Genomic DNA, 16,629 nt, shown 5'->3' on the forward strand with positions numbered 1-16,629 from the left:
GCGTCCGGGTCGCATATGTAAGAAATACACGGTGCCCGGCGGATGTAAAGTAAGGAATACGGCTTTCGTGAAATCCGACGAGGCGGAAGGCTATCGATAAATGGGGGCGATAATCGGCACGCCGGTGCGGAATAAATCGGCAAAAAAATCCCCGCCAAGGGGCGGGGACGATTTTCAGCGGAGGCGGCGCGCCATTATCCGGCGCGATAGACATCCAGCCGGTTGTAGAGCGTCTTCAGGCTGATGCCAAGCGCCTTGGCGGCCTGCCGCTTGTCGCCGTCGAAGCGCGACAGCGTGGCCAGGATAATCTCCCGCTGGGTATCGGCCAGTGTCGTCCCCACCCGTACGCTGACCACGCCATCGACGGTCGTCGGCCGCATCGGCTGGCTGGCGAGATTGGGATTGCCGATTTCCACGAGTTTATCGGCCAGAATATAGGCGCGATATACGGAATTCTTCAGTTCGCGCACATTGCCGGGCCAGTCATAGCGCACTAGCCGTTCGAGCGTGCTGGCCGAAAATGCTTTCTCGGTCTGCTCCATGGCGTTGAATTCGGCCAGGAAATGGCGCGCCAGCGGGACGATGTCCTCGGTGCGTTCGCGCAGCGGCGGAATATGGAGCGGGAAGACGGCCAGCCGGTACAGCAGGTCTTCGCGCAACTGGCCGTCCCGGACGGCCTCCATGGGGTCGCGGTTGGTGGCGGCCAGGATGCGGACGTCGCTCACCAGCAGGGTGTCGCCGCCCACGCGGTGGAAGTTACGGCTTTCCAGCACGCGCAGCAGCTTGATCTGCATCTCCACCGGCATTTCGGTGACTTCGTCCAGGAACAGCGTGCCGCCCTGGGCCTGCTCGAAGTAGCCGGCCTTCTGCTCCAGCGCGCCCGTGAAGCCGCCTTTCTCGTGGCCGAACAGCTCGGATTCAATCAGCGTGGGGGCGATGGCGCCGCAGTTGACCGCCACGAACGGGCCGCCGGCGCGGCTGCTGCGCTCGTGCACGGCGCGCGCCACCACTTCCTTGCCGCTGCCGCTCTCGCCCACCGCCAGCATCGTCACGTCCGTCCCCGCCACCCGGTTGAGCTGGGCGATCAGCCGCTGCATGGCTGGCGCGGTACTCTCCCAGAGCAGGGAGACCTGCCCGGGCGCGGCACGGCGGCCCGGCGCGCGCGGCGGGGGCGCCGAGGAACGTGCGGATGGAAGCGTCGCGGTGGTGGACACGGGTGGCAGTGTGGCCGCCTGCGCCCGCCATCCCAGGAAAGTGGGGGAAGGGTGCCGACGGCGTCGGATTGGTCAATGATGTTTTAATGCTATCCGGTCGCGCTGCGGGTGGCTACATCCCATGCCGCCGTCGCGGAAAGGTCCGACACCTGTGTCAGACGGACACTGGCATATCGGCCAAGCGCCTGTAGCTAGACTTCAGCGTATCTTGCCGCCTGTGTTGCCCCTGTGCCGCCCGTTGCACGGCGAGACTTTTGCCAGGCGGTTTGCCGCCGCGTAATCTCAGTAGTATCTGAAGCGCCGCAGCACCCTGCATCCACCGAACCGAAAGGCCAACGGGCTCATGAGAATCAGACTCCGGACCGATTTCCGACAGGAATCCCGCGCCAACGGACGCCAGCGCAGCCTATGCCACACATCCTGATCGTAGACGACGACGAAAACGCCTGCGCGGCGCTGGCAGAAATTGTCGCGATCGAGGGGTTTTCCTCCGCCACCGCCGGCAACCTGCGCGAGGCGCGCCTCCAGATAGGCTGGCGCATGCCCGACGCGGTGCTGGCCGACCTGCGCCTGCCCGATGGCAGCGGCATGGAGCTGTTCGAGGAAGTCGGCTCGTCCGGCGTGGAAGTCATCCTGACCACCGGCTACGCCAGCGTGGAGAGCGCCGTGGAGGCGCTGCGCCTGGGCGCCACCGACTACCTCGTCAAGCCGATCAACGTCACGCGGCTCCAGACCGTCCTCAAGCGTATTGCCACCACCGGCGAGCTGAAAGCGGAGATCCATTCGCTGCGCGGCGAGTTGCGCCGCTATGGCCGCTTCGGCCGGCTGCTGGGCAGTTCCGAAGCCATGCAGGCGGTCTATGACCAGCTCAGCAAGGTCGGCCCGACCGAGGCCACCGTGCTGCTGATTGGCGAGAGCGGCACCGGCAAGGAGCTGGCCGCGCAGACCGTGCACGAACTATCCCCGCGCCGGCGCCAGCCCTTCCTGGCCGTGAACTGCGGGGCGATCTCGCCCACGCTGATCGAAACCGAGATGTTCGGCCACGAGCGCGGCAGCTTCACCGGCGCCGACCGCCAGCACAAGGGCTATTTCGAACGCGCCGACGGCGGCACGCTGTTCCTCGACGAAATCACCGAGATGCCGCTGGAGCTGCAGGTCAAGCTGCTGCGCGTGCTCGAGACCGGCACCTTCATGCGCGTGGGCACCAACCGCGAACAGCATGCCGATGTGCGCGTGCTGGCCGCCACCAACCGCAACCCCGAGGAAGCCGTGGCGGAGGGCAAGCTGCGCGCCGACCTGTACCACCGGCTGAACGTGTTCCCGATCGAACTGCCGCCGCTGCGCGCGCGCGGCGACGACGTGGTGCAGATCGCCAACACCATGTTGGAACAGCTGAACGGCGAGCAGGGCACGCAACGGCGCTTTGCCGCCAGCGTGCTGGAGAGCCTGCGCATGCACGCCTGGCCTGGCAACGTGCGCGAGCTGCGCAACTTCGTGCAGCGCGCCTACATCATGGCCGACCAGGATGTGATTACCGAGGTACAGATTCCGCTCCAAGTGGCGGCGGCGCCCTCGACGGGTACGGCCGTTGTCTCGGTGCCGGTGGGCATGTCCCTGGCCGAGGCGGACCGCCAACTGATCTTCGCCACGCTGGAGCAGTGCTCGGGCGTGAAGAAGCACGCGGCGGAGATTCTGGGCATCAGTTTGAAGACTTTATACAACCGGCTGGAAGACTATGCGGCCAAGGGCGAGCTGCCCGAATGGCTGCGCGCGTCGCGCAATGGCGACTCCAGCCCGCCCGCCGCCTCGTGAGGGCGGGCGAGTGCAGGCTGCGTGACAGGGAATCCACGGCGCCGGACTTGTCGGCGCATGGTTCTTGCATGAGGACCGTGATTGGCGGCTTCCTTTCGATTCACACGCTGACTGAGCAGACCTGAAAATGGCCATGGCCGACGCACCCAGCCCCACCCCAAAACCCGCGCACGACGGCGCCGCCGCCGGGGACCTCGCGTTCCCGGCCGTGCGCAGCATTGGCGAGGTGGCCGCGCTGATCGAGCAGGCGTCCCATGACCTGCGCTCGTCACTCAACGCGATCCAGAGCTGGGGCTACGTGCTGGACCGTTCGATCGATACCCCCGCCCCCCCGGCGCAGCGCGCGCTCGACGGCATCCGCTCCGGCATGCAGCAACAGCTGGCACTGATCGAGGAAATGGAGGAGGCCGTGCGCCTGCTGGCCGACGAGCGCAAGCCGGAGTGGGAAACCACCGACCTGCGCGACGCCGCCGAGGAAGCCATGGGCGACAAGCGGGCGGCGGCCGAAGCGCGCGGCGTGACGCTGGGCTCGATCGAATGCCAGAGCCCCGGCGGACAGGACTTCTGCGTGCAGGGCGATGCGCTGCGGCTGGCGCCGCTGCTGCGCCATCTGCTGATCCATTGCATCTGGCGCGCGCCGACCGGCGGATCGGTGCGCGTGCACCTGGTGGCCGAGGCCGAGTACGTGAAATTCCGCATCTCCGAAAGCCCGCCGCTGGACCGCTCGCGCGGGGCCTCCCGGCTGGCCGTGCTGACCGACTTCTTCGGGCGCAGCGTGGCCGAGGCCGGCGCCCACTCGCCCCGGCAGAGCACCGCGCTGCTGCTCACGCGGCGCATGGTGGAACTGCAGGGCGCCCAGCTGACCGCCGAGAATGACAACTGCGACGCCGACAATGTCAGCGTCTGCATCGCCGTGCGCATCCCCCGCCAACCGGCCGCCTGATCTCCGCGCCCGCCCCGCCTTCCGGCATTTTTTACCGCATCCAGCACAATCTGCACCGTCCGCCGCCCGTCAAAGCGGCGTGGATGGCCCATGGGCCGCTGGCCCACCGTTTGCATGGTTATCCGTGGAGCCCCGCCATGAGGGGACCCGAACTCGATACCCAACAGGAGAGATGCCATGCACAAAGCCCACGCTTCCAAGGGATCGCAAAGCCCCTTCCCGACCTCTGCCAATCATCCCGCCGCGCCTGCAATCACTGGCGCCGAGAAGGCGGATGGCAAGCACGAGAAGGACAAGCCGAAAAAGAAGACCTATCAGGCCGCCGTGGACGACTCGCTCGACATGACCTTCCCGGCCAGCGACCCGATTTCTCCGAGCGCGGCAATGCATGCCGAGAAGAAGACCACCACCAAGCGCGACGATGTGGATTGGACCCTGAAGAAGGGCAGCGAGCATCAGGCCGCCAGCGGCAAGGCCGCTGCCGAAAGGAAGGGAGCCAGCGACAAGGCGGCCGATAAGGCGGGCAAGTCTGGCAAATCCGCCCACAAGGACAAGAGCACGGCCAAGTCGGGCAAGAAGTGATTCGGACGCCAGGCGGCCCTCCCTTTGGATGGCCGCTTGTGATTCTTCGTGCGCCCCGGCACGCCTGTACCGCATCAACGCTTTGAACGGAGCATCCCTATGTCTACGATCATCGCAGGACGATTCGATACGTTTGACCACGCAGAGACCGCCGCGGCCCGTTTGCGGGCCAAGGGGCTGAGCGAGCAGGATCTCAGCCTGTTCTATGTGAACCCGGCCGGCCAGCACGCCACGTTCCCGATCGGGGGCGACCAGGCGGTGGATCCGGCCGCCCGGCAGACCGGCAAGGGCGCCGGGCGGGGCCTGATGATTGGCGCGGCGCTGGGTGCGGCCGTGGGGATCTGCCTGGCCGCCGCCGTGCGCGCGTGGTTCGCCACGCCGCCGGAGCCGTGGGTGTTCGTGTTGATCCTGGCGATCGCCACGGGCGTGGGCGCCTATGGCGGGTCGTTGATGGGCGCGTTGTCGATGACCCGCAACGGCCAGCGCGATCCGCGCACCGGCGAGGTCCGCATGCGGCATGCCGGCGTGCTGCTGGCCGCGCATGTGTCGCCCGACAACACCGCGCTGGTGGCCAACGAGTTGCGGCAGGGCGGCGCGGAAGACGTCGAGCGCGCCGAAGGCCAGTGGCGCGATGGCCGCTGGGAAGATTTCGATCCGCTGGCACCGCCCGTGCCGGCAGGACAGTTGACCGGGGAAGATTCAGCGCGCGCGCGGCAGCGGCAGTAAGCGCCGCGCGGTTTTTTCCATCACCATGCCTTTCACCCTTTCACAAAAAGGAGCAGCCATGCAACGCATCGACAACACGCCAGAGCCGCCCGGCATCCCGCCCGGCGGCCCCGGAACGAAGGGCGCGGCCATCATCGGCGGGGCGGAACAGCACAGCGCCGGGCCGGGACCGTTCGTGATGGCGTCCGACACCCTCGAAGGCAACAAGGTAGTGGACCCTTCGGGCGAGGAGATCGGCACCATCGACCACATCATGCTCGACGTGCTCGGCGGCCGCATCGCCTATGCGGTGCTGGCGATGGGCGGCTTCCTCGGCATCGGCGAGAAGCTGCACGCGCTGCCGTGGTCTGCGCTGACGCTGGACACGCGGCGCAAGTGTTTCGTGCTGGGTGTGGAGCGCGAGCGCATCAAGGCCGCGCCGGGCTTCGACAAGGAGCACTGGCCGACCATGGCGAACTCGCAGTGGGCTACCACGATCCACGAGTACTACGGCATTTCACCGTACTGGGAGAAGGATCGCTACGATCCGTGGGCTTGAGGCCCGTACCGATGAAAACCGGCGCCCTGGGGCGCCGGTTTTTTCGTGTGAGGGAGGGAAGGGTTCAGACCTTGTGGTTCACCTGCCCCGAGGGTTTGCTTGACGGGTCCGCGCGCATGCCACTGGCCTGCGGCTGGCCGGCCGGCTCCGGGGGCGGCGGCACCCGCGTGGTGAGCTGGTTCGACACACCGAGAATCCCCGGCGGCGTGGCGGCGGCCTTTTCCAGCCGTTGCGACAGGTCGATGTCCTCCACGCGGCCCGTCAGCGTGACGCGCCGGTCCACCACGTGCACGGCCACGCCATCGGGCATGTCACCGCCGCACGCTTCGGCGATGCATGTGCCCACGCGTTCGCGCAGCAATTCGTCGTCTTCGTCTGGACTGGTCCGGGCGGTGTCCTGGGTTTCCGTCTGCATGGCGCTTCCTTTCGCTGGTAACAAGAGTCCTGCATGACCGTGCGACGCAATCGGCATGCCTGCGGCGCCACAGCGCAGGCGCCGCCCAAGGCGGCGCCGTCTTGTAAAAACGACGCGTCACAACGCGCCGACAGCCTTGTAGGACACCGCCGGCTGATCAGGCGGCGGTCCGCTCTCTACAATGTAGACAGTCGTGCGTTCCGCAGGAGCCTTTCATGAAACAGCGCCGGATGATGCATCTGTTCGATCACTTCGCCGGCGCTGCCACGCGCCACGCGGGTTCCCCGGCAGCCTTCGTGCTGGCCGTGCTGGTGGTGGTGGTCTGGGCCATGACCGGCCCGATCTTCGGTTACTCGGAGACGTGGCAGCTGATCATCAACACCGGCACCACCATCGTCACCTTCCTGATGGTGTTCCTGATCCAGCAGAGTCAGAACAAGGACTCGATGGCCGTGCACCTGAAGCTGAATGAGCTGCTGGCATCGAGCAAGCCGGCGAGCAACCATCTGATCTCGATCGAGGAACTCGACGAGGACGAGTTGCGCCAGCTTGTGCTGTTCTATCGCCATCTGGCGGAACTGGCGGACAAGGAGGGCGGGGTGAAGTGCAGCCACTCCCTGGACGATGCCAACGAGAACCATGCCGCGAAACGGCGCGCGCGCCACGCGCGGCGTCAAGCGGATGCCGCCCCGGCCGATGCCGAGCCCGCCACCTAGCTGGCATGGATCTGGCTCGGCTTGGCGGCGCATGCCCGGTGCGTTCCGGGCACGTCTGTTCCCTGAGGAGACCATTTTGGCCACCCCGGCAACTCCGAATCCCGCAGTTACGACGGCATCCAACGAGCCGGCGCCGCTGGCCCAGCCACGCGAGGTGCGCGTGGTTGTCTACGGGCGCGCCGATTGCGACGACCCGGCGAGTCATCCGGGCGTCACGCTGCGGAACATCGCCGAGCGCGTGGCGGCCCTCGCGGGTTTCCGCTACGCGGGCAGCTACGACGCCGTGACCCACGGCGCTGCGGCGGACCGTCTCTACTTCGTGCCGGCCGACACACTGACTGGCATCGACAGCGCCCGCCAGCTCGGCATCGACAGCCTGCATGACCTGCTCGGCGGCGTGGTGCCGCACGATTTCGTCGGCACCAAGGCGATCTCCCACGGGCTGATTTCTCCCGATGCAAGGGCGCCGGAGGGCTGGAGCCATGACTTCGGCGCGCGCATCGAGCCCTGCGTCCTGCCCGGCTACACCGCGTTCTCGGTGGAGGATGCCCGGCGCGCCGGGCAGGCCATGCTGGGCGAGGGCAAGGTCCGTGTGAAGGAGCCGTGCGGCATCGGCGGACTCGGCCAGCAGGTGGTGGCGAACGCGGCCGAACTGGACGCCGCGCTGGAAGCGCTGGACGCCCGGCGGATCGAGTGCGAAGGCTTGGTGCTCGAACGCAACCTCGAGGACGTGACGACGTTCAGCGTCGGTCAGCTGGAGGTGGGCAACCTGCGCGCGAGCTACTGCGGCACCCAGGGCCTCACCCGCAATCACGCCGGCAAGCTGGTCTACGGCGGGTCCACGCTGCGCGTGGTGCGCGGCTCGCTGGAGGACCTGTGCGCGCATCCGATCGAGGCGCACCTGCGCGAGGCCGTGCAGGCCGCGCTGGCCTATCACGCCGCGGCGGTGGAGTGTTTTCCGGGCACGATGGTGTCCCGCTGCAACTACGATGTGGCGATGGGCACCGACAACGGCCGGCAGCGGCTCGGCGTGCTCGAACAGTCATGGCGCGTGGGCGGCGCCACCGGGGCCGAACTGGCCGCGCTGGCGGCCTTCCAGGCCGATCCCCAATGCGTGCGGGCCACCGCCAGCACGCGCGAGATCTATGGCAGCGACGTACCCGTGCCGCCCGGCGCGGACGTCTATTACCAGGGAGAAGACCGCAACGTCGGCCCGTTGACGAAGTACGCAATTCTGGAGTCCAGTTCTGATGGCCACACATGAGGAATCGTTACAGGTCCATACCGATGGCGGTACCATCGCCGGCACGCTGATCACGCCGGCCACCAAGCTCCCCGGCGTGCTGTTCGTGCACGGCTGGGGCGGCAGCCAGCAGCAGTACCTGGCGCGTGCGCGCGAGGTGGCCGGCCTGGGCTGCGTCTGCATGACCTTCGACCTGACCGGTCATGCCGGTACCGCCGCGCAATACGAAACCGTCAGCCGCATGCGCAACCTGGCCGATGTCCTGGCTGCCTATGACGTGCTGGTGCGGCACCCCGAGGTGGACCGCAACGCCATCGCCGTGGTGGGCAGCAGTTACGGCGGCTACCTGGCCGCCGTGCTGTGCGAGCTGCGCCCGGTGCGCTGGCTGGCCCTGCGCGCGCCGGCGCTCTACATGGATAGCGGATGGGAGTCGCCCAAACGGCAGCTCCACCACGACCAGGATCTCGTGGCGTACCGGCGCAAGGTGGTAGCCCCCGATACCAACCGGGCCCTGCGCGCCTGTACCAATTTCAAGGGCGATGTGCTGGTCGTGGAATCGCAGCATGACAGCATCGTGCCCCACGCGGCGGTGCTCAGCTACGTGGACGCCTGCTGCGAGGCCTGGTCGATCACGTACCGGGTACTGAAGGGCGCCGACCACGGTCTGTCGACAGAGGACTGCCAGCGCGCCTATGGCAAGTTGCTGGTGGGATGGCTGCGCGAGATGGTGACCGAGGCGCGTACCGGCCCGGCGGTGGTGCCGCCCCGGCCAAGCACACCGTCCACCGTGAAGAAGGCAACGGCAACCGAATCCCCCGAATACACGGTGTCGCGCCAAAAGCCGCCCCCGCCGCGTGCCGATGCCGGCCTGGCGCCCGATGAGGACGACAACGAGACCGCCGTGGCGGCTGGCGATGCCGACGACGAGAACGACCCGCAGGTGATCGCGGCGTCGGCGCCGAAGGCACGCAAGTAGCGCGGGGCAGCGCGTGCGAGTCGCTTTGTAGCGATTGCAGGCCGTGTTGTTTCTGCCAGTCGCACCGGAAATTCTTGCAAAACCCGCATAAAGTGCGGTCGCCACTGGCTGGCATTGTTTGTGCGTTGGCGGAGCCACATGAGCCCCGCGTCCGTCACCCCTTCGCCCGCAGCGACCGCCGAGCAAGCCGCCGACGCCGCGTTGCGTGCCGTGGGGCTGCGGCACGCCGACGACGGCGAAGCCGGCATCGCCCGGCGCCGCGCGGGCACGGGCTTCTACTATGCCGATGCCAAGGGCAAGCGCATCGAGGACAAGGCCACGCTCGCGCGCATCCAGGCGCTGGCGATTCCGCCAGCCTACGAGTCGGTCTGGATCTGCGCCGACCCCACCGGCCATCTCCAGGCCACGGGCCGCGATGCGCGGGGCCGGAAGCAATACCTCTATCACCCGGACTGGGCCGCGCTGCGCGACACCGACAAGTACACCCGCCTGATGGCCTTCGGGCATGCGCTGCCGCGCCTGCGCGGGCGGCTGGCCCGTGATCTGGCGCGCAACGGCATGCCGCGCGAGAAGATCCTTGCCGCCGTGGTGACGTTGCTGGATGCCACCCTCGTGCGCGTCGGCACCCCGCGTTACGCGCGCCAGAATCGCACCTATGGGCTGACTACGCTGCACCGGCGCCATGTGGCCGTGCGCGGAAGCCGCCTGCGCTTCCAGTTCACCGGCAAGAGCGGCGTGACCCACGACGTGTCCGTCAACGATGCCCGCCTGGCCCGCATCGTCCGCAACTGCACGGAGCTGCCGGGGCAGCGGCTGTTCAAGTACAGGGACCCGGAGGGCGAGATCCGCGAGATCGGCTCGGTCGATGTCAACGCTTATCTGCAGGAGGTGACTGGCGGCGATTTCACGGCCAAGGACTTCCGCACCTGGGCCGGCAGCGTCCACGCGCTGGCGCTGCTGCGCAAGACCACGGCCGACAGCGAGACCGCGCGCAAGAAGGCCGTGACCGAGGTCATCCGCGAAGTGGCGCAGCGGCTGCGCAACACCATGGCCGTCTGTCGAAAATGCTACGTACACCCGGATGTGCTCGCGGCCTTCATGGATGACACCTTGCAAGCCTTGCCGGCCCCGCGTGCCGGCGTGCGCCTGCGTGCCGACGAAGCGCGCCTGCTGGCGCTGCTGGAGAGCACTTGTGCGCCGGTGGCGACGCCTCGCAAAGCAGCATGAGGTGAGCCCGCGTTGTCCGGCACGGCAATTGCATCGCTACGCCTACCAATGAATAACAACAGCGTAGCGAGTCTAGCAAGAGGCCAAGGTGGAAAACGCAGTCTTCAGTTGCCTGAGTATCGACGGCAGCCAGCAGGAAACGGTGCATCAGGACTTCCCGCAAACGGAGTCCATCGTTGCAGCCCTCAACAACCACAACCATCAAGAAGTGCCGATGCCACGGCTGGCCACGGTTCCCTGCAAGGGGCGCGGTGGCACGGTCCGGCCGCTACGCGGGCGGGATCTCCGGCAGGCGCGCGTGCTGATGCAGGCGTTGTGCGAGATGCGCCTGGACCTCGGCAATGGCGAGGGGCGCTGGGAGCCCTCCACGCTGGCTAGTCGGCAGATGTCGACGATGGCGCTCTGGCGCAACCGTGCACGCCATCTGTTCACGGAAGCGGAATGGGAAAGCGGCATCGAGGCCCGGCTCGACGCGGGCTTCCGGCAGGCCGGTAACGGCTGCCCGCGCGAAGCGGCCAACGAGTTCAAGCGGGCCTACTACCTGCTGTGCTGCGTGCTGACGCAGGCGCGCGACATGGCACGCCGGGGCGATGGCCACGATCGCCGCGATGCCCCGCAGCCCGCCAAGACGCCGCGTCCTGATGCGCCGCTCGATCGCGGCGCCTGACTAGGTCTTTTTCTTCTTCGACGCAGCGCGCTTGCGGCATGGCCCGATATAGCCGGGCAGCCCGCGCGCCTTGGTGCTCAGCGCCAGTTGCACCGCGCGCGCCAGCGCGGTGGCGAAGCCGTGATGGGTGTCGAACGGCCCTTCGATGTGCTTGCGGAAGAAGTCGGCCCAGCGGAAATCCGGATAGGCGGCCTTGACCTTGCGATAGCCGCCGGCCAGCTGCACGAACGCCTCCAGGCTCCGATACGGATCGTCCCGCATGGCATGGATGTCCGGCGGCAGCGCCTTGATGGGCTGGCGCCGGCCCTGCTCGTCGTACGGGTGGACCATGTGGTTCTCGACCATGTACGCCCAGAACTTGCGCTGGGACAGGTGGCTCAGGTCTTCCCGCACGTGCGCCGGCACCATCTCCATGCCCATCTCATGCCAGGCACGCACCCAGTGGTGGTGATCCACCACGTAGAGCGTGTGCTCCGGGCCGAGCACCACGTGAACGCGGTGTTTGTCGAGAAAGCCGGGCAGATCGGCGTGCGACAGGCGCCGCGTGACATGAATCTTCTGCGCGACGTGGTAGCCGCCGATGGTGATCTGCGTGGGCCGCAGATGATCCATCGGCACCATCAGCTTTGCGCCTGCGCGCAGCAGTTTTGCCATGGGGGTGGCCTCAGCTCTTGTTCAGCGTGCGTTCGGGGGAGGTGGTGGCTTCGCCGGTTTCCGAGCCGGATGCCCAGCTACCGATGCTGTCGCGTTGGGCGGAGTCGGCTCCCTCGCCCGGCCGGCGCACGCGGATCTGGTTTTCCACGTCCTTCACGCCGTACACGGCATCGGCGATCTCCTCGACGATGTATTTCTGGCGCCGGTCTCCGACCGTGCCGCCGAGCTTGACCAGCCCCTTGTCGACATCGACGGTCACATCGGAGACGTCCACGTCGGGATGGTGGGCGAGGCGGTCGCACACATCGCCCAGCACCCGCTCGTCGGGCCGTTCGTAGTTCTTTGGCCCCACCGGGCGGCGGCTGCCGACACCGGTGCCGGAGAGCGTTTGCGGCCGCGTGGGATGTTCGCGATAGCCGGGATCGCCCGGATACACGCGTTGTGCACTGTTGAACGACTGTCCGCCGCTGCGGCTGTCGCCGTAGTAGCCAGCGCCGCCGTAGGTCGTATCGCCGCGCCAGTCTTCGCCCCATTCCTGTCCCCAGTCCTCATGCGTCGGGCTGGCCGGCTCGGGCTTGGCGCGGCCCGTGCGGCTGGCACCGCGGTCTCCTCGGAAATTGAACATGTCGCGCTCCTTGCGGTTCGGTGTTCGCCAAGCCGCAAGTTCCATGCCGCGCGGAGGCTGGTCGGGGCCATACCCGCGCGATGTGCGCGATGCGAGCCGCGCGCGGCGCCGGGTGCAATCCTTGCCACACGTTGTAACCGTTACGCGCGGCGAGGGCGCCAGCCGCCTAATCTTCCCTTGCGGGCGGGCCACGGCGCGCGGCATGGAATTTGCGCAGACCTTGCCTATATCCAATTCCGATCCCCTTCTCACAGGTATTGCCATGGCTACACCCAAGCAGGTACCGCCCCAGCACCAGGAACATCAGCCGGGCCTGGAAAGCGAGATGGAACCGCGCCCGGATAGCGGCGCCGACGACTACGTGGGCAGCGGGCGCCTGGAAGGCAAAGTGGCGCTGGTGACCGGCGGCGACAGTGGCATCGGCCGCGCCATCGCCGTGGCCTACGCGCGCGAGGGCGCCGACGTGGCCATCGCCTATCTGGACGAGCACGGCGACGCGAAGGAAACCGCCAGCCTGATCGAGCAGGCTGGCCGCCGGGCGCTGGTCATCGCCGGGGATCTGGCCGAGGTCAGCCATGCCGACGCCGTGGTGGCCCAGACCATCAAGCAGTTCGGCCGGCTCGACATCCTGGTCAACAACGCCGCCGAGCAGCATCCGCAGGATTCGCTCGAAGACATCGACACGAGCCAGCTCGAAGCCACCTTCCGCACCAATGTCTTCGCCATGTTCCACGTCACGCGCGCCGCGCTGCCGCACCTGCAGAAGGGCGCGTCGATCCTGAATACGACCTCGGTGACGGCCTATCGCGGTAGCGGCCATCTGCTCGATTATTCGGCGACGAAGGGGGCCATCGTGTCGTTCACGCGCTCGCTGGCGCTACAGATCGTCAAGCGTGGCATCCGCGTCAACGGCGTGGCGCCGGGGCCGATCTGGACGCCGCTGATTCCGTCCACGTTCACTGAGGAAGAAGTGGCCAAGTTCGGCAAGAAGACGCCAATGGGGCGGCCCGGCCAGCCTTTCGAGGTGGCGGCCGGCTATGTGTTCCTGGCGTCTGACGCCGCGAGCTACATCACCGGCCAGATTCTGCATATCAATGGCGGGGAAGTGGTCAACGGCTGACCGCGCCCGCATCGATCGATAAATCGCGACGTATCGCAAGGGAGCCCATCATGTCATCCATCGTAGCCGGCCGGTTCGCGTCCATCCCGGACGCCGAGGAGATCGCCCAGAAGCTGTACGCGCGCGGGTTCTCGGTCTGGGATGTGTCGATCATGTCCGTCAACCCGGGCGGCGCCCGCCCGCCGGGCGTGCTGCTGGCCACCCGCGCCAAGGGCGACCGCCGCGAGGAAGTGGCCGATGTGCTGCGCGAAGGCGGCGCCTGCGACATCGAGCGGGCGAGCGGCACCTGGGAAGGCGGCCAGTGGGCCGACTTCGATCCGAAGCGACAGCCCAAGCTGGTGGACACGCAGGAAGGCGAGTGCTGGCCCGCGCCGGCCGCCTCCCGGCAGTCCGGCCAGTCCGGCCAGTCCGGACAGTCCAATGGCGAGGCCCGGCCCGCGCACGCCGGGCCGGTGGCCGAGGAGGCCGTCGCCGTGGATAGCACGGGCAACGAAGATCCGGGCAGCGAACTGGAGCATTACGTCGATCGGCAGGTATCGAGCCATAGCTGAGGCGCCCGCCATGGCCAAGACCGACACGGCGGACCTGGACACCCTGCGCCCCACGCAGCTGACGCTGGGCTTCTATCAGGTCCACGAGAAGATGGACGTCAGCGCCCAGCCGCGCGAGCCGGCCGCGATGCGCAAGTTCCTCCGCGAACACTGCATCCGGACCATCGCCGGGCCGGGTGGGGCGCTGTATATCGCCGATCATCACCATTGGGCGCGCGCGTGGCTGGAACTGGGCTGGCGCACGGCACCGGTCTGCATCGACGCCGATCTCAGCGACCTGTCGCCCAGCGCGTTCTGGAAGAAGATGCGCGCGCTCGGGCATGTGCATCCGGTGGATGAGCACGGCAAGCATCTGGACGTCGATGCGCTGCCCGCCACGGTGATGGGGATGCGCGACGACCCGTACCGCAGCCTGGCCGCCTTCACGCGCAACGCCGGCGCCTACCAGAAACCGGGCAATGCCTACGGCGATTTCAGCTGGGCGGGCTTCTTCCGGCGCCATGTGGAGGAAGACATGCATAGCATCGCCGGCTTCGCCCGCGCGATGACGCTCGCCATTCCGCTGGCGCGCAGCAGCAAGGCACGCAGGCTCCCGGGATGGATTGGCCCCTGCGTGCCGCGCAAGAAGTAACCCCCCTGAAATGCCTCGTGCCCCTGCGGATAGGATCCGGCAGGGGCACGAGGTTCCGCGAGATGCAGCTGCGAGATGCGGCAGCGATCAGCTCTTGGCCTTGTGCGTCGGCTTGCCCTTTTGCTTGGTGCTGGCCATCTTGTCCAGTTCCTTTTCGCTCATGGACTTGTACATCGACTTGGACGCGCCTTTCAGCGCGCCAGCCTTGGTGTCTCCACGCTTGGCGGAGAGCGCCGCACCGGCGGCCATTTGCTGTGCCTTCGATTTCGCTGGCATGACAATCACTCCTTATATTCGGCCCAATACCACCAGCAGGACCACGATGAGAACGATAAGACCCAGCCCGCCGCTGGGCCAATAACCCCAGCCCGTGCTATACGGCCACGCCGGAAGCGCGCCGACGAGCAGCAGAATCAGAATAATGAGAAGAATGGTGCCGATACCCATGGCGTGCTCCTTGTTTCCCTATTGTTGTTCCGGAGGCGCAGCCCAAGCCTTGCCTCAGCGTTGCCTTGTAGATTCAGGGTAGAACAGCAGGCGGCACAACCAAGGCGGGCTAGGGCTGATATCGGTGTAGGAATTGGACGACTTTGGGTTATATAGGGTGGTTTCGCCTGCGTGCCCAATGCCGCCTTGGGCGGGGGCGGAATGGCCAGGCCCGTGGCGGGGTCGAGGTTCTTGGCCTTGCACAGGCGGAGGATGAGTTCATCCGACGGCTTTGGCGGTGGTTCGGCGGCTTCCTGTTCCTTCTGCCACTGATAGTCCATATCCTCTGGGAGAACCGGCTTGAAGCCGTACTCCAGCACCAGGGCGGCTATCGAATTTCCGGCGGCTAGGCCCTTCTGAAATGCTTTTACCGTTGTTTGTGCCAATACGGCTTTGGGTCATCAAGGGGCGCCGGTCGGTCAGGTTTCCTTGTCGTGGGCCACCAGTTTCCAGGTGACGGCCACGTCCTGATAGCGCAAGCCCAGAAAATCGTCGAGCCAGTCGAAGATGCGCCGGTTGGGGACGTAGAGCGCGGGCATCGTCTCGCCTTTACGGAAATGCCCGGTGGCGTCCTGTAGAAAGCTGAACCGGGTGGCGCGCCATGTTCCGGATTCGGGGCACGGTGTGCCGGTGTTCGCCTGCGTGCCCAATGCCGCCTTGGGCGGGGGCGGAATGGCCAGGCCCGTGGCGGGGTCGAGGTTCTTGGCCTTGCACAGGCGGAGGATGAGTTCATCCGACGGCTTTGGCGGTGGTTCGGCGGCTTCCTGTTCCTTCTGCCACTGCGGCCCCCGAAATCCTTCCTCAAGAAAGGATGCTGAAAGCGCATTGCCCGCGCGAACGCCCATCTGGTACGTTTGAATTGCGTCGGCGTAGACTCCCTTATTCTGCAGATGAATTCCCAGACTTCCCGCCGCCTCACCGTGACCCTGCTCGGCTGCGCACCGCTGCATTTTCCGCGCGATATCTGGAGCTTTATCTAACGGCGCGAGAAGCTCTGCCACATACGTCTGAGCATTCGCATTACCAAGGTCGGCCGCTTTGCGAAAGTACCGCAGCGCCATTTCTTTGTCCCGCTTGAGACCGTAGCCCAGGTTCAAGTAATAGCCGATGTCGTAGTACCCTGACGGCACGCCCGCTTCGACCAACTGCGCGGCCAGGTCGACACTCTCCTTTTGTGCGAGAGGTGAAGACGCCAATCCGTGTGACACCAACTGCTGCAAGTTGTTATTGGCTTTGTAGTGACCGTGGGCAGCTGCGATCCGATAGTAGCGCGCCACCTCGTCATATTCCTTCGGCCCTTTTTTCTTTTCCAGATACCTTGCGTATCGAAACAGCGTATCGGCCTCGGGATTCAACGCCGGAAGCTGCGCGGCCTCATGCACGCAAGAGAACTCCAGGTTGGCACGGATCTGCGAAAGGTCTGGAACGGTTCTCATCGGGTTTTCCTTTGAACATGCGGTCAAGGCAAATGTGGCCAACACTAAGTTGAGGAGTATTCGCATT

At 66.6% G+C, this 16,629-nt stretch carries 21 protein-coding genes; 13 read left to right on the top strand and 8 right to left on the bottom strand.

All coding sequences use genetic code 11. The features are described from left to right. Positions 1–194 precede the first annotated feature (194 nt). Positions 195–1,214: a sigma-54 interaction domain-containing protein gene (locus AC1DFU_RS02440; protein ID WP_092301388.1), complete on the bottom strand. Its 1,020-nt coding sequence runs from the start codon at positions 1,212–1,214 to the stop codon at positions 195–197. A gap of 408 nt (positions 1,215–1,622) precedes the next feature. Between AC1DFU_RS02440 and AC1DFU_RS02445 the strand changes: the two genes are divergently transcribed. The 5 genes from AC1DFU_RS02445 to AC1DFU_RS02465 all read left to right on the top strand — a co-directional run bounded on the left by AC1DFU_RS02445 (position 1,623) and on the right by AC1DFU_RS02465 (position 5,815). After that, positions 1,623–3,026, top strand: a complete 1,404-nt coding sequence (locus AC1DFU_RS02445; protein WP_092301385.1) for a sigma-54-dependent transcriptional regulator — start codon at positions 1,623–1,625, stop codon at positions 3,024–3,026. 133 nt (positions 3,027–3,159) lie between these two features. Then, positions 3,160–3,969 carry a sensor histidine kinase gene (locus AC1DFU_RS02450; RefSeq protein WP_255370990.1) on the top strand — a complete coding sequence of 270 codons (810 nt, stop codon included), beginning with the start codon at positions 3,160–3,162 and terminating at the stop codon, positions 3,967–3,969. A gap of 177 nt (positions 3,970–4,146) precedes the next feature. Further along, a complete protein-coding gene (locus tag AC1DFU_RS02455) occupies positions 4,147–4,551 on the top strand; it encodes a hypothetical protein (RefSeq protein WP_255370989.1) in 405 nt (134 codons plus the stop codon). A 99-nt stretch (positions 4,552–4,650) separates the two neighbouring features. Then, the gene (locus tag AC1DFU_RS02460) at positions 4,651–5,277 is read left to right on the top strand and encodes a hypothetical protein (RefSeq protein WP_441592562.1); all 627 of its coding nucleotides are present in this window, start codon (positions 4,651–4,653) and stop codon (positions 5,275–5,277) included. A 58-nt stretch (positions 5,278–5,335) separates the two neighbouring features. Then, on the top strand, positions 5,336–5,815 hold the full coding sequence (locus AC1DFU_RS02465) for a PRC-barrel domain-containing protein (protein WP_092301379.1): 480 nt from the start codon (positions 5,336–5,338) through the stop codon (positions 5,813–5,815). 64 nt (positions 5,816–5,879) lie between these two features. Here AC1DFU_RS02465 and AC1DFU_RS02470 read toward each other — a convergent pair whose 3' ends face one another. After that, complete coding sequence (locus AC1DFU_RS02470) at positions 5,880–6,230, bottom strand: BON domain-containing protein (protein WP_092301376.1); 351 nt, start codon at positions 6,228–6,230, stop codon at positions 5,880–5,882. Between the two features lie 215 nt (positions 6,231–6,445). Here AC1DFU_RS02470 and AC1DFU_RS02475 point away from each other — a divergent pair, with 215 nt between their 5' ends. From AC1DFU_RS02475 to AC1DFU_RS02495, 5 genes are all read left to right on the top strand, one after another. Then, the gene (locus AC1DFU_RS02475; protein ID WP_255370988.1) at positions 6,446–6,946 is read left to right on the top strand and encodes a low affinity iron permease family protein; all 501 of its coding nucleotides are present in this window, start codon (positions 6,446–6,448) and stop codon (positions 6,944–6,946) included. 76 nt (positions 6,947–7,022) lie between these two features. Beyond that, complete coding sequence (locus AC1DFU_RS02480) at positions 7,023–8,210, top strand: DUF3182 family protein (protein ID WP_441592563.1); 1,188 nt, start codon at positions 7,023–7,025, stop codon at positions 8,208–8,210. Next, positions 8,197–9,165: an alpha/beta hydrolase family protein gene (locus AC1DFU_RS02485; RefSeq protein ID WP_092301371.1), complete on the top strand. Its 969-nt coding sequence runs from the start codon at positions 8,197–8,199 to the stop codon at positions 9,163–9,165. The genes AC1DFU_RS02480 and AC1DFU_RS02485 overlap by 14 nt, the downstream gene beginning before the upstream one ends. Positions 9,166–9,303: 138 nt before the next feature. Then, positions 9,304–10,392, top strand: a complete 1,089-nt coding sequence (locus AC1DFU_RS02490; RefSeq protein ID WP_441592564.1) for a DNA topoisomerase IB — start codon at positions 9,304–9,306, stop codon at positions 10,390–10,392. 88 nt (positions 10,393–10,480) lie between these two features. After that, a complete protein-coding gene (locus AC1DFU_RS02495; protein WP_441592565.1) occupies positions 10,481–11,059 on the top strand; it encodes a hypothetical protein in 579 nt (192 codons plus the stop codon). On the opposite strand, the gene AC1DFU_RS02500 is transcribed toward AC1DFU_RS02495, so the two are convergent. Further along, entirely contained in the window at positions 11,060–11,713 is a 654-nt protein-coding gene (locus AC1DFU_RS02500) for a ParB-like protein (protein WP_441592566.1), read from the bottom strand. Positions 11,714–11,723: 10 nt separating this feature from the next. Next, the gene (locus AC1DFU_RS02505; protein WP_255370986.1) at positions 11,724–12,338 is read right to left on the bottom strand and encodes a BON domain-containing protein; all 615 of its coding nucleotides are present in this window, start codon (positions 12,336–12,338) and stop codon (positions 11,724–11,726) included. Between the two features lie 262 nt (positions 12,339–12,600). On the opposite strand from AC1DFU_RS02505, the gene AC1DFU_RS02510 reads away from it, so the two are divergent. Genes AC1DFU_RS02510 through AC1DFU_RS02520 form a run of 3 tightly spaced genes read left to right on the top strand, consistent with a single transcriptional unit; the run spans position 12,601 to position 14,640 of the window. Then, entirely contained in the window at positions 12,601–13,458 is an 858-nt protein-coding gene (locus AC1DFU_RS02510) for an SDR family oxidoreductase (protein WP_092301356.1), read from the top strand. A gap of 50 nt (positions 13,459–13,508) precedes the next feature. After that, positions 13,509–14,009 (top strand): hypothetical protein, encoded by a 501-nt coding sequence (locus AC1DFU_RS02515; protein WP_441592567.1) that lies wholly within the window; start codon positions 13,509–13,511, stop codon positions 14,007–14,009. 10 nt (positions 14,010–14,019) lie between these two features. Further along, complete coding sequence (locus tag AC1DFU_RS02520) at positions 14,020–14,640, top strand: ParB-like protein (protein ID WP_092301350.1); 621 nt, start codon at positions 14,020–14,022, stop codon at positions 14,638–14,640. Positions 14,641–14,727: 87 nt separating this feature from the next. On the opposite strand, the gene AC1DFU_RS02525 is transcribed toward AC1DFU_RS02520, so the two are convergent. The 4 genes from AC1DFU_RS02525 to AC1DFU_RS02540 form a co-directional block, all read right to left on the bottom strand. Further along, entirely contained in the window at positions 14,728–14,916 is a 189-nt protein-coding gene (locus AC1DFU_RS02525) for a DUF3008 family protein (RefSeq protein ID WP_092301347.1), read from the bottom strand. A 12-nt stretch (positions 14,917–14,928) separates the two neighbouring features. Continuing rightward, positions 14,929–15,087, bottom strand: a complete 159-nt coding sequence (locus AC1DFU_RS02530; protein ID WP_082016542.1) for a DUF3309 family protein — start codon at positions 15,085–15,087, stop codon at positions 14,929–14,931. After that, positions 15,054–15,407, bottom strand: coding sequence for a DUF6396 domain-containing protein (locus tag AC1DFU_RS02535; RefSeq protein ID WP_477159850.1), 354 nt, complete (start codon positions 15,405–15,407; stop codon positions 15,054–15,056). Before AC1DFU_RS02535 ends, AC1DFU_RS02530 begins: the two co-directional genes overlap by 34 nt. A 138-nt stretch (positions 15,408–15,545) precedes the next feature. Then, on the bottom strand, positions 15,546–16,628 hold the full coding sequence (locus AC1DFU_RS02540) for a tetratricopeptide repeat protein (protein ID WP_477159843.1): 1,083 nt from the start codon (positions 16,626–16,628) through the stop codon (positions 15,546–15,548). Position 16,629: the final 1 nt, after the last annotated feature.

The sequence above is a fragment of the Cupriavidus sp. 10L45 genome (assembly GCF_056395225.1).

Excerpts from the sequence above, each read along its gene's own strand:
- AC1DFU_RS02445 (WP_092301385.1), top strand. The coding sequence starts at position 1,623 with ATGCCACACATCCTGATCGTAGACGACGACGAAAACGCCTGCGCGGCG.
- AC1DFU_RS02450 (WP_255370990.1), top strand. The coding sequence starts at position 3,160 with ATGGCCGACGCACCCAGCCCCACCCCAAAACCCGCGCACGACGGCGCC.
- AC1DFU_RS02455 (WP_255370989.1), top strand. The coding sequence starts at position 4,147 with ATGCACAAAGCCCACGCTTCCAAGGGATCGCAAAGCCCCTTCCCGACC.
- AC1DFU_RS02460 (WP_441592562.1), top strand. The coding sequence starts at position 4,651 with ATGTCTACGATCATCGCAGGACGATTCGATACGTTTGACCACGCAGAG.
- AC1DFU_RS02465 (WP_092301379.1), top strand. The coding sequence starts at position 5,336 with ATGCAACGCATCGACAACACGCCAGAGCCGCCCGGCATCCCGCCCGGC.
- AC1DFU_RS02470 (WP_092301376.1), bottom strand. The coding sequence starts at position 6,230 with ATGCAGACGGAAACCCAGGACACCGCCCGGACCAGTCCAGACGAAGAC.
- AC1DFU_RS02475 (WP_255370988.1), top strand. The coding sequence starts at position 6,446 with ATGAAACAGCGCCGGATGATGCATCTGTTCGATCACTTCGCCGGCGCT.
- AC1DFU_RS02485 (WP_092301371.1), top strand. The coding sequence starts at position 8,197 with ATGGCCACACATGAGGAATCGTTACAGGTCCATACCGATGGCGGTACC.
- AC1DFU_RS02490 (WP_441592564.1), top strand. The coding sequence starts at position 9,304 with ATGAGCCCCGCGTCCGTCACCCCTTCGCCCGCAGCGACCGCCGAGCAA.
- AC1DFU_RS02500 (WP_441592566.1), bottom strand. The coding sequence starts at position 11,713 with ATGGCAAAACTGCTGCGCGCAGGCGCAAAGCTGATGGTGCCGATGGAT.
- AC1DFU_RS02505 (WP_255370986.1), bottom strand. The coding sequence starts at position 12,338 with ATGTTCAATTTCCGAGGAGACCGCGGTGCCAGCCGCACGGGCCGCGCC.
- AC1DFU_RS02510 (WP_092301356.1), top strand. The coding sequence starts at position 12,601 with ATGGCTACACCCAAGCAGGTACCGCCCCAGCACCAGGAACATCAGCCG.
- AC1DFU_RS02515 (WP_441592567.1), top strand. The coding sequence starts at position 13,509 with ATGTCATCCATCGTAGCCGGCCGGTTCGCGTCCATCCCGGACGCCGAG.
- AC1DFU_RS02520 (WP_092301350.1), top strand. The coding sequence starts at position 14,020 with ATGGCCAAGACCGACACGGCGGACCTGGACACCCTGCGCCCCACGCAG.
- AC1DFU_RS02525 (WP_092301347.1), bottom strand. The coding sequence starts at position 14,916 with ATGCCAGCGAAATCGAAGGCACAGCAAATGGCCGCCGGTGCGGCGCTC.
- AC1DFU_RS02530 (WP_082016542.1), bottom strand. The coding sequence starts at position 15,087 with ATGGGTATCGGCACCATTCTTCTCATTATTCTGATTCTGCTGCTCGTC.
- AC1DFU_RS02535 (WP_477159850.1), bottom strand. The coding sequence starts at position 15,407 with ATGGACTATCAGTGGCAGAAGGAACAGGAAGCCGCCGAACCACCGCCA.
- AC1DFU_RS02540 (WP_477159843.1), bottom strand. The coding sequence starts at position 16,628 with ATGCGAATACTCCTCAACTTAGTGTTGGCCACATTTGCCTTGACCGCA.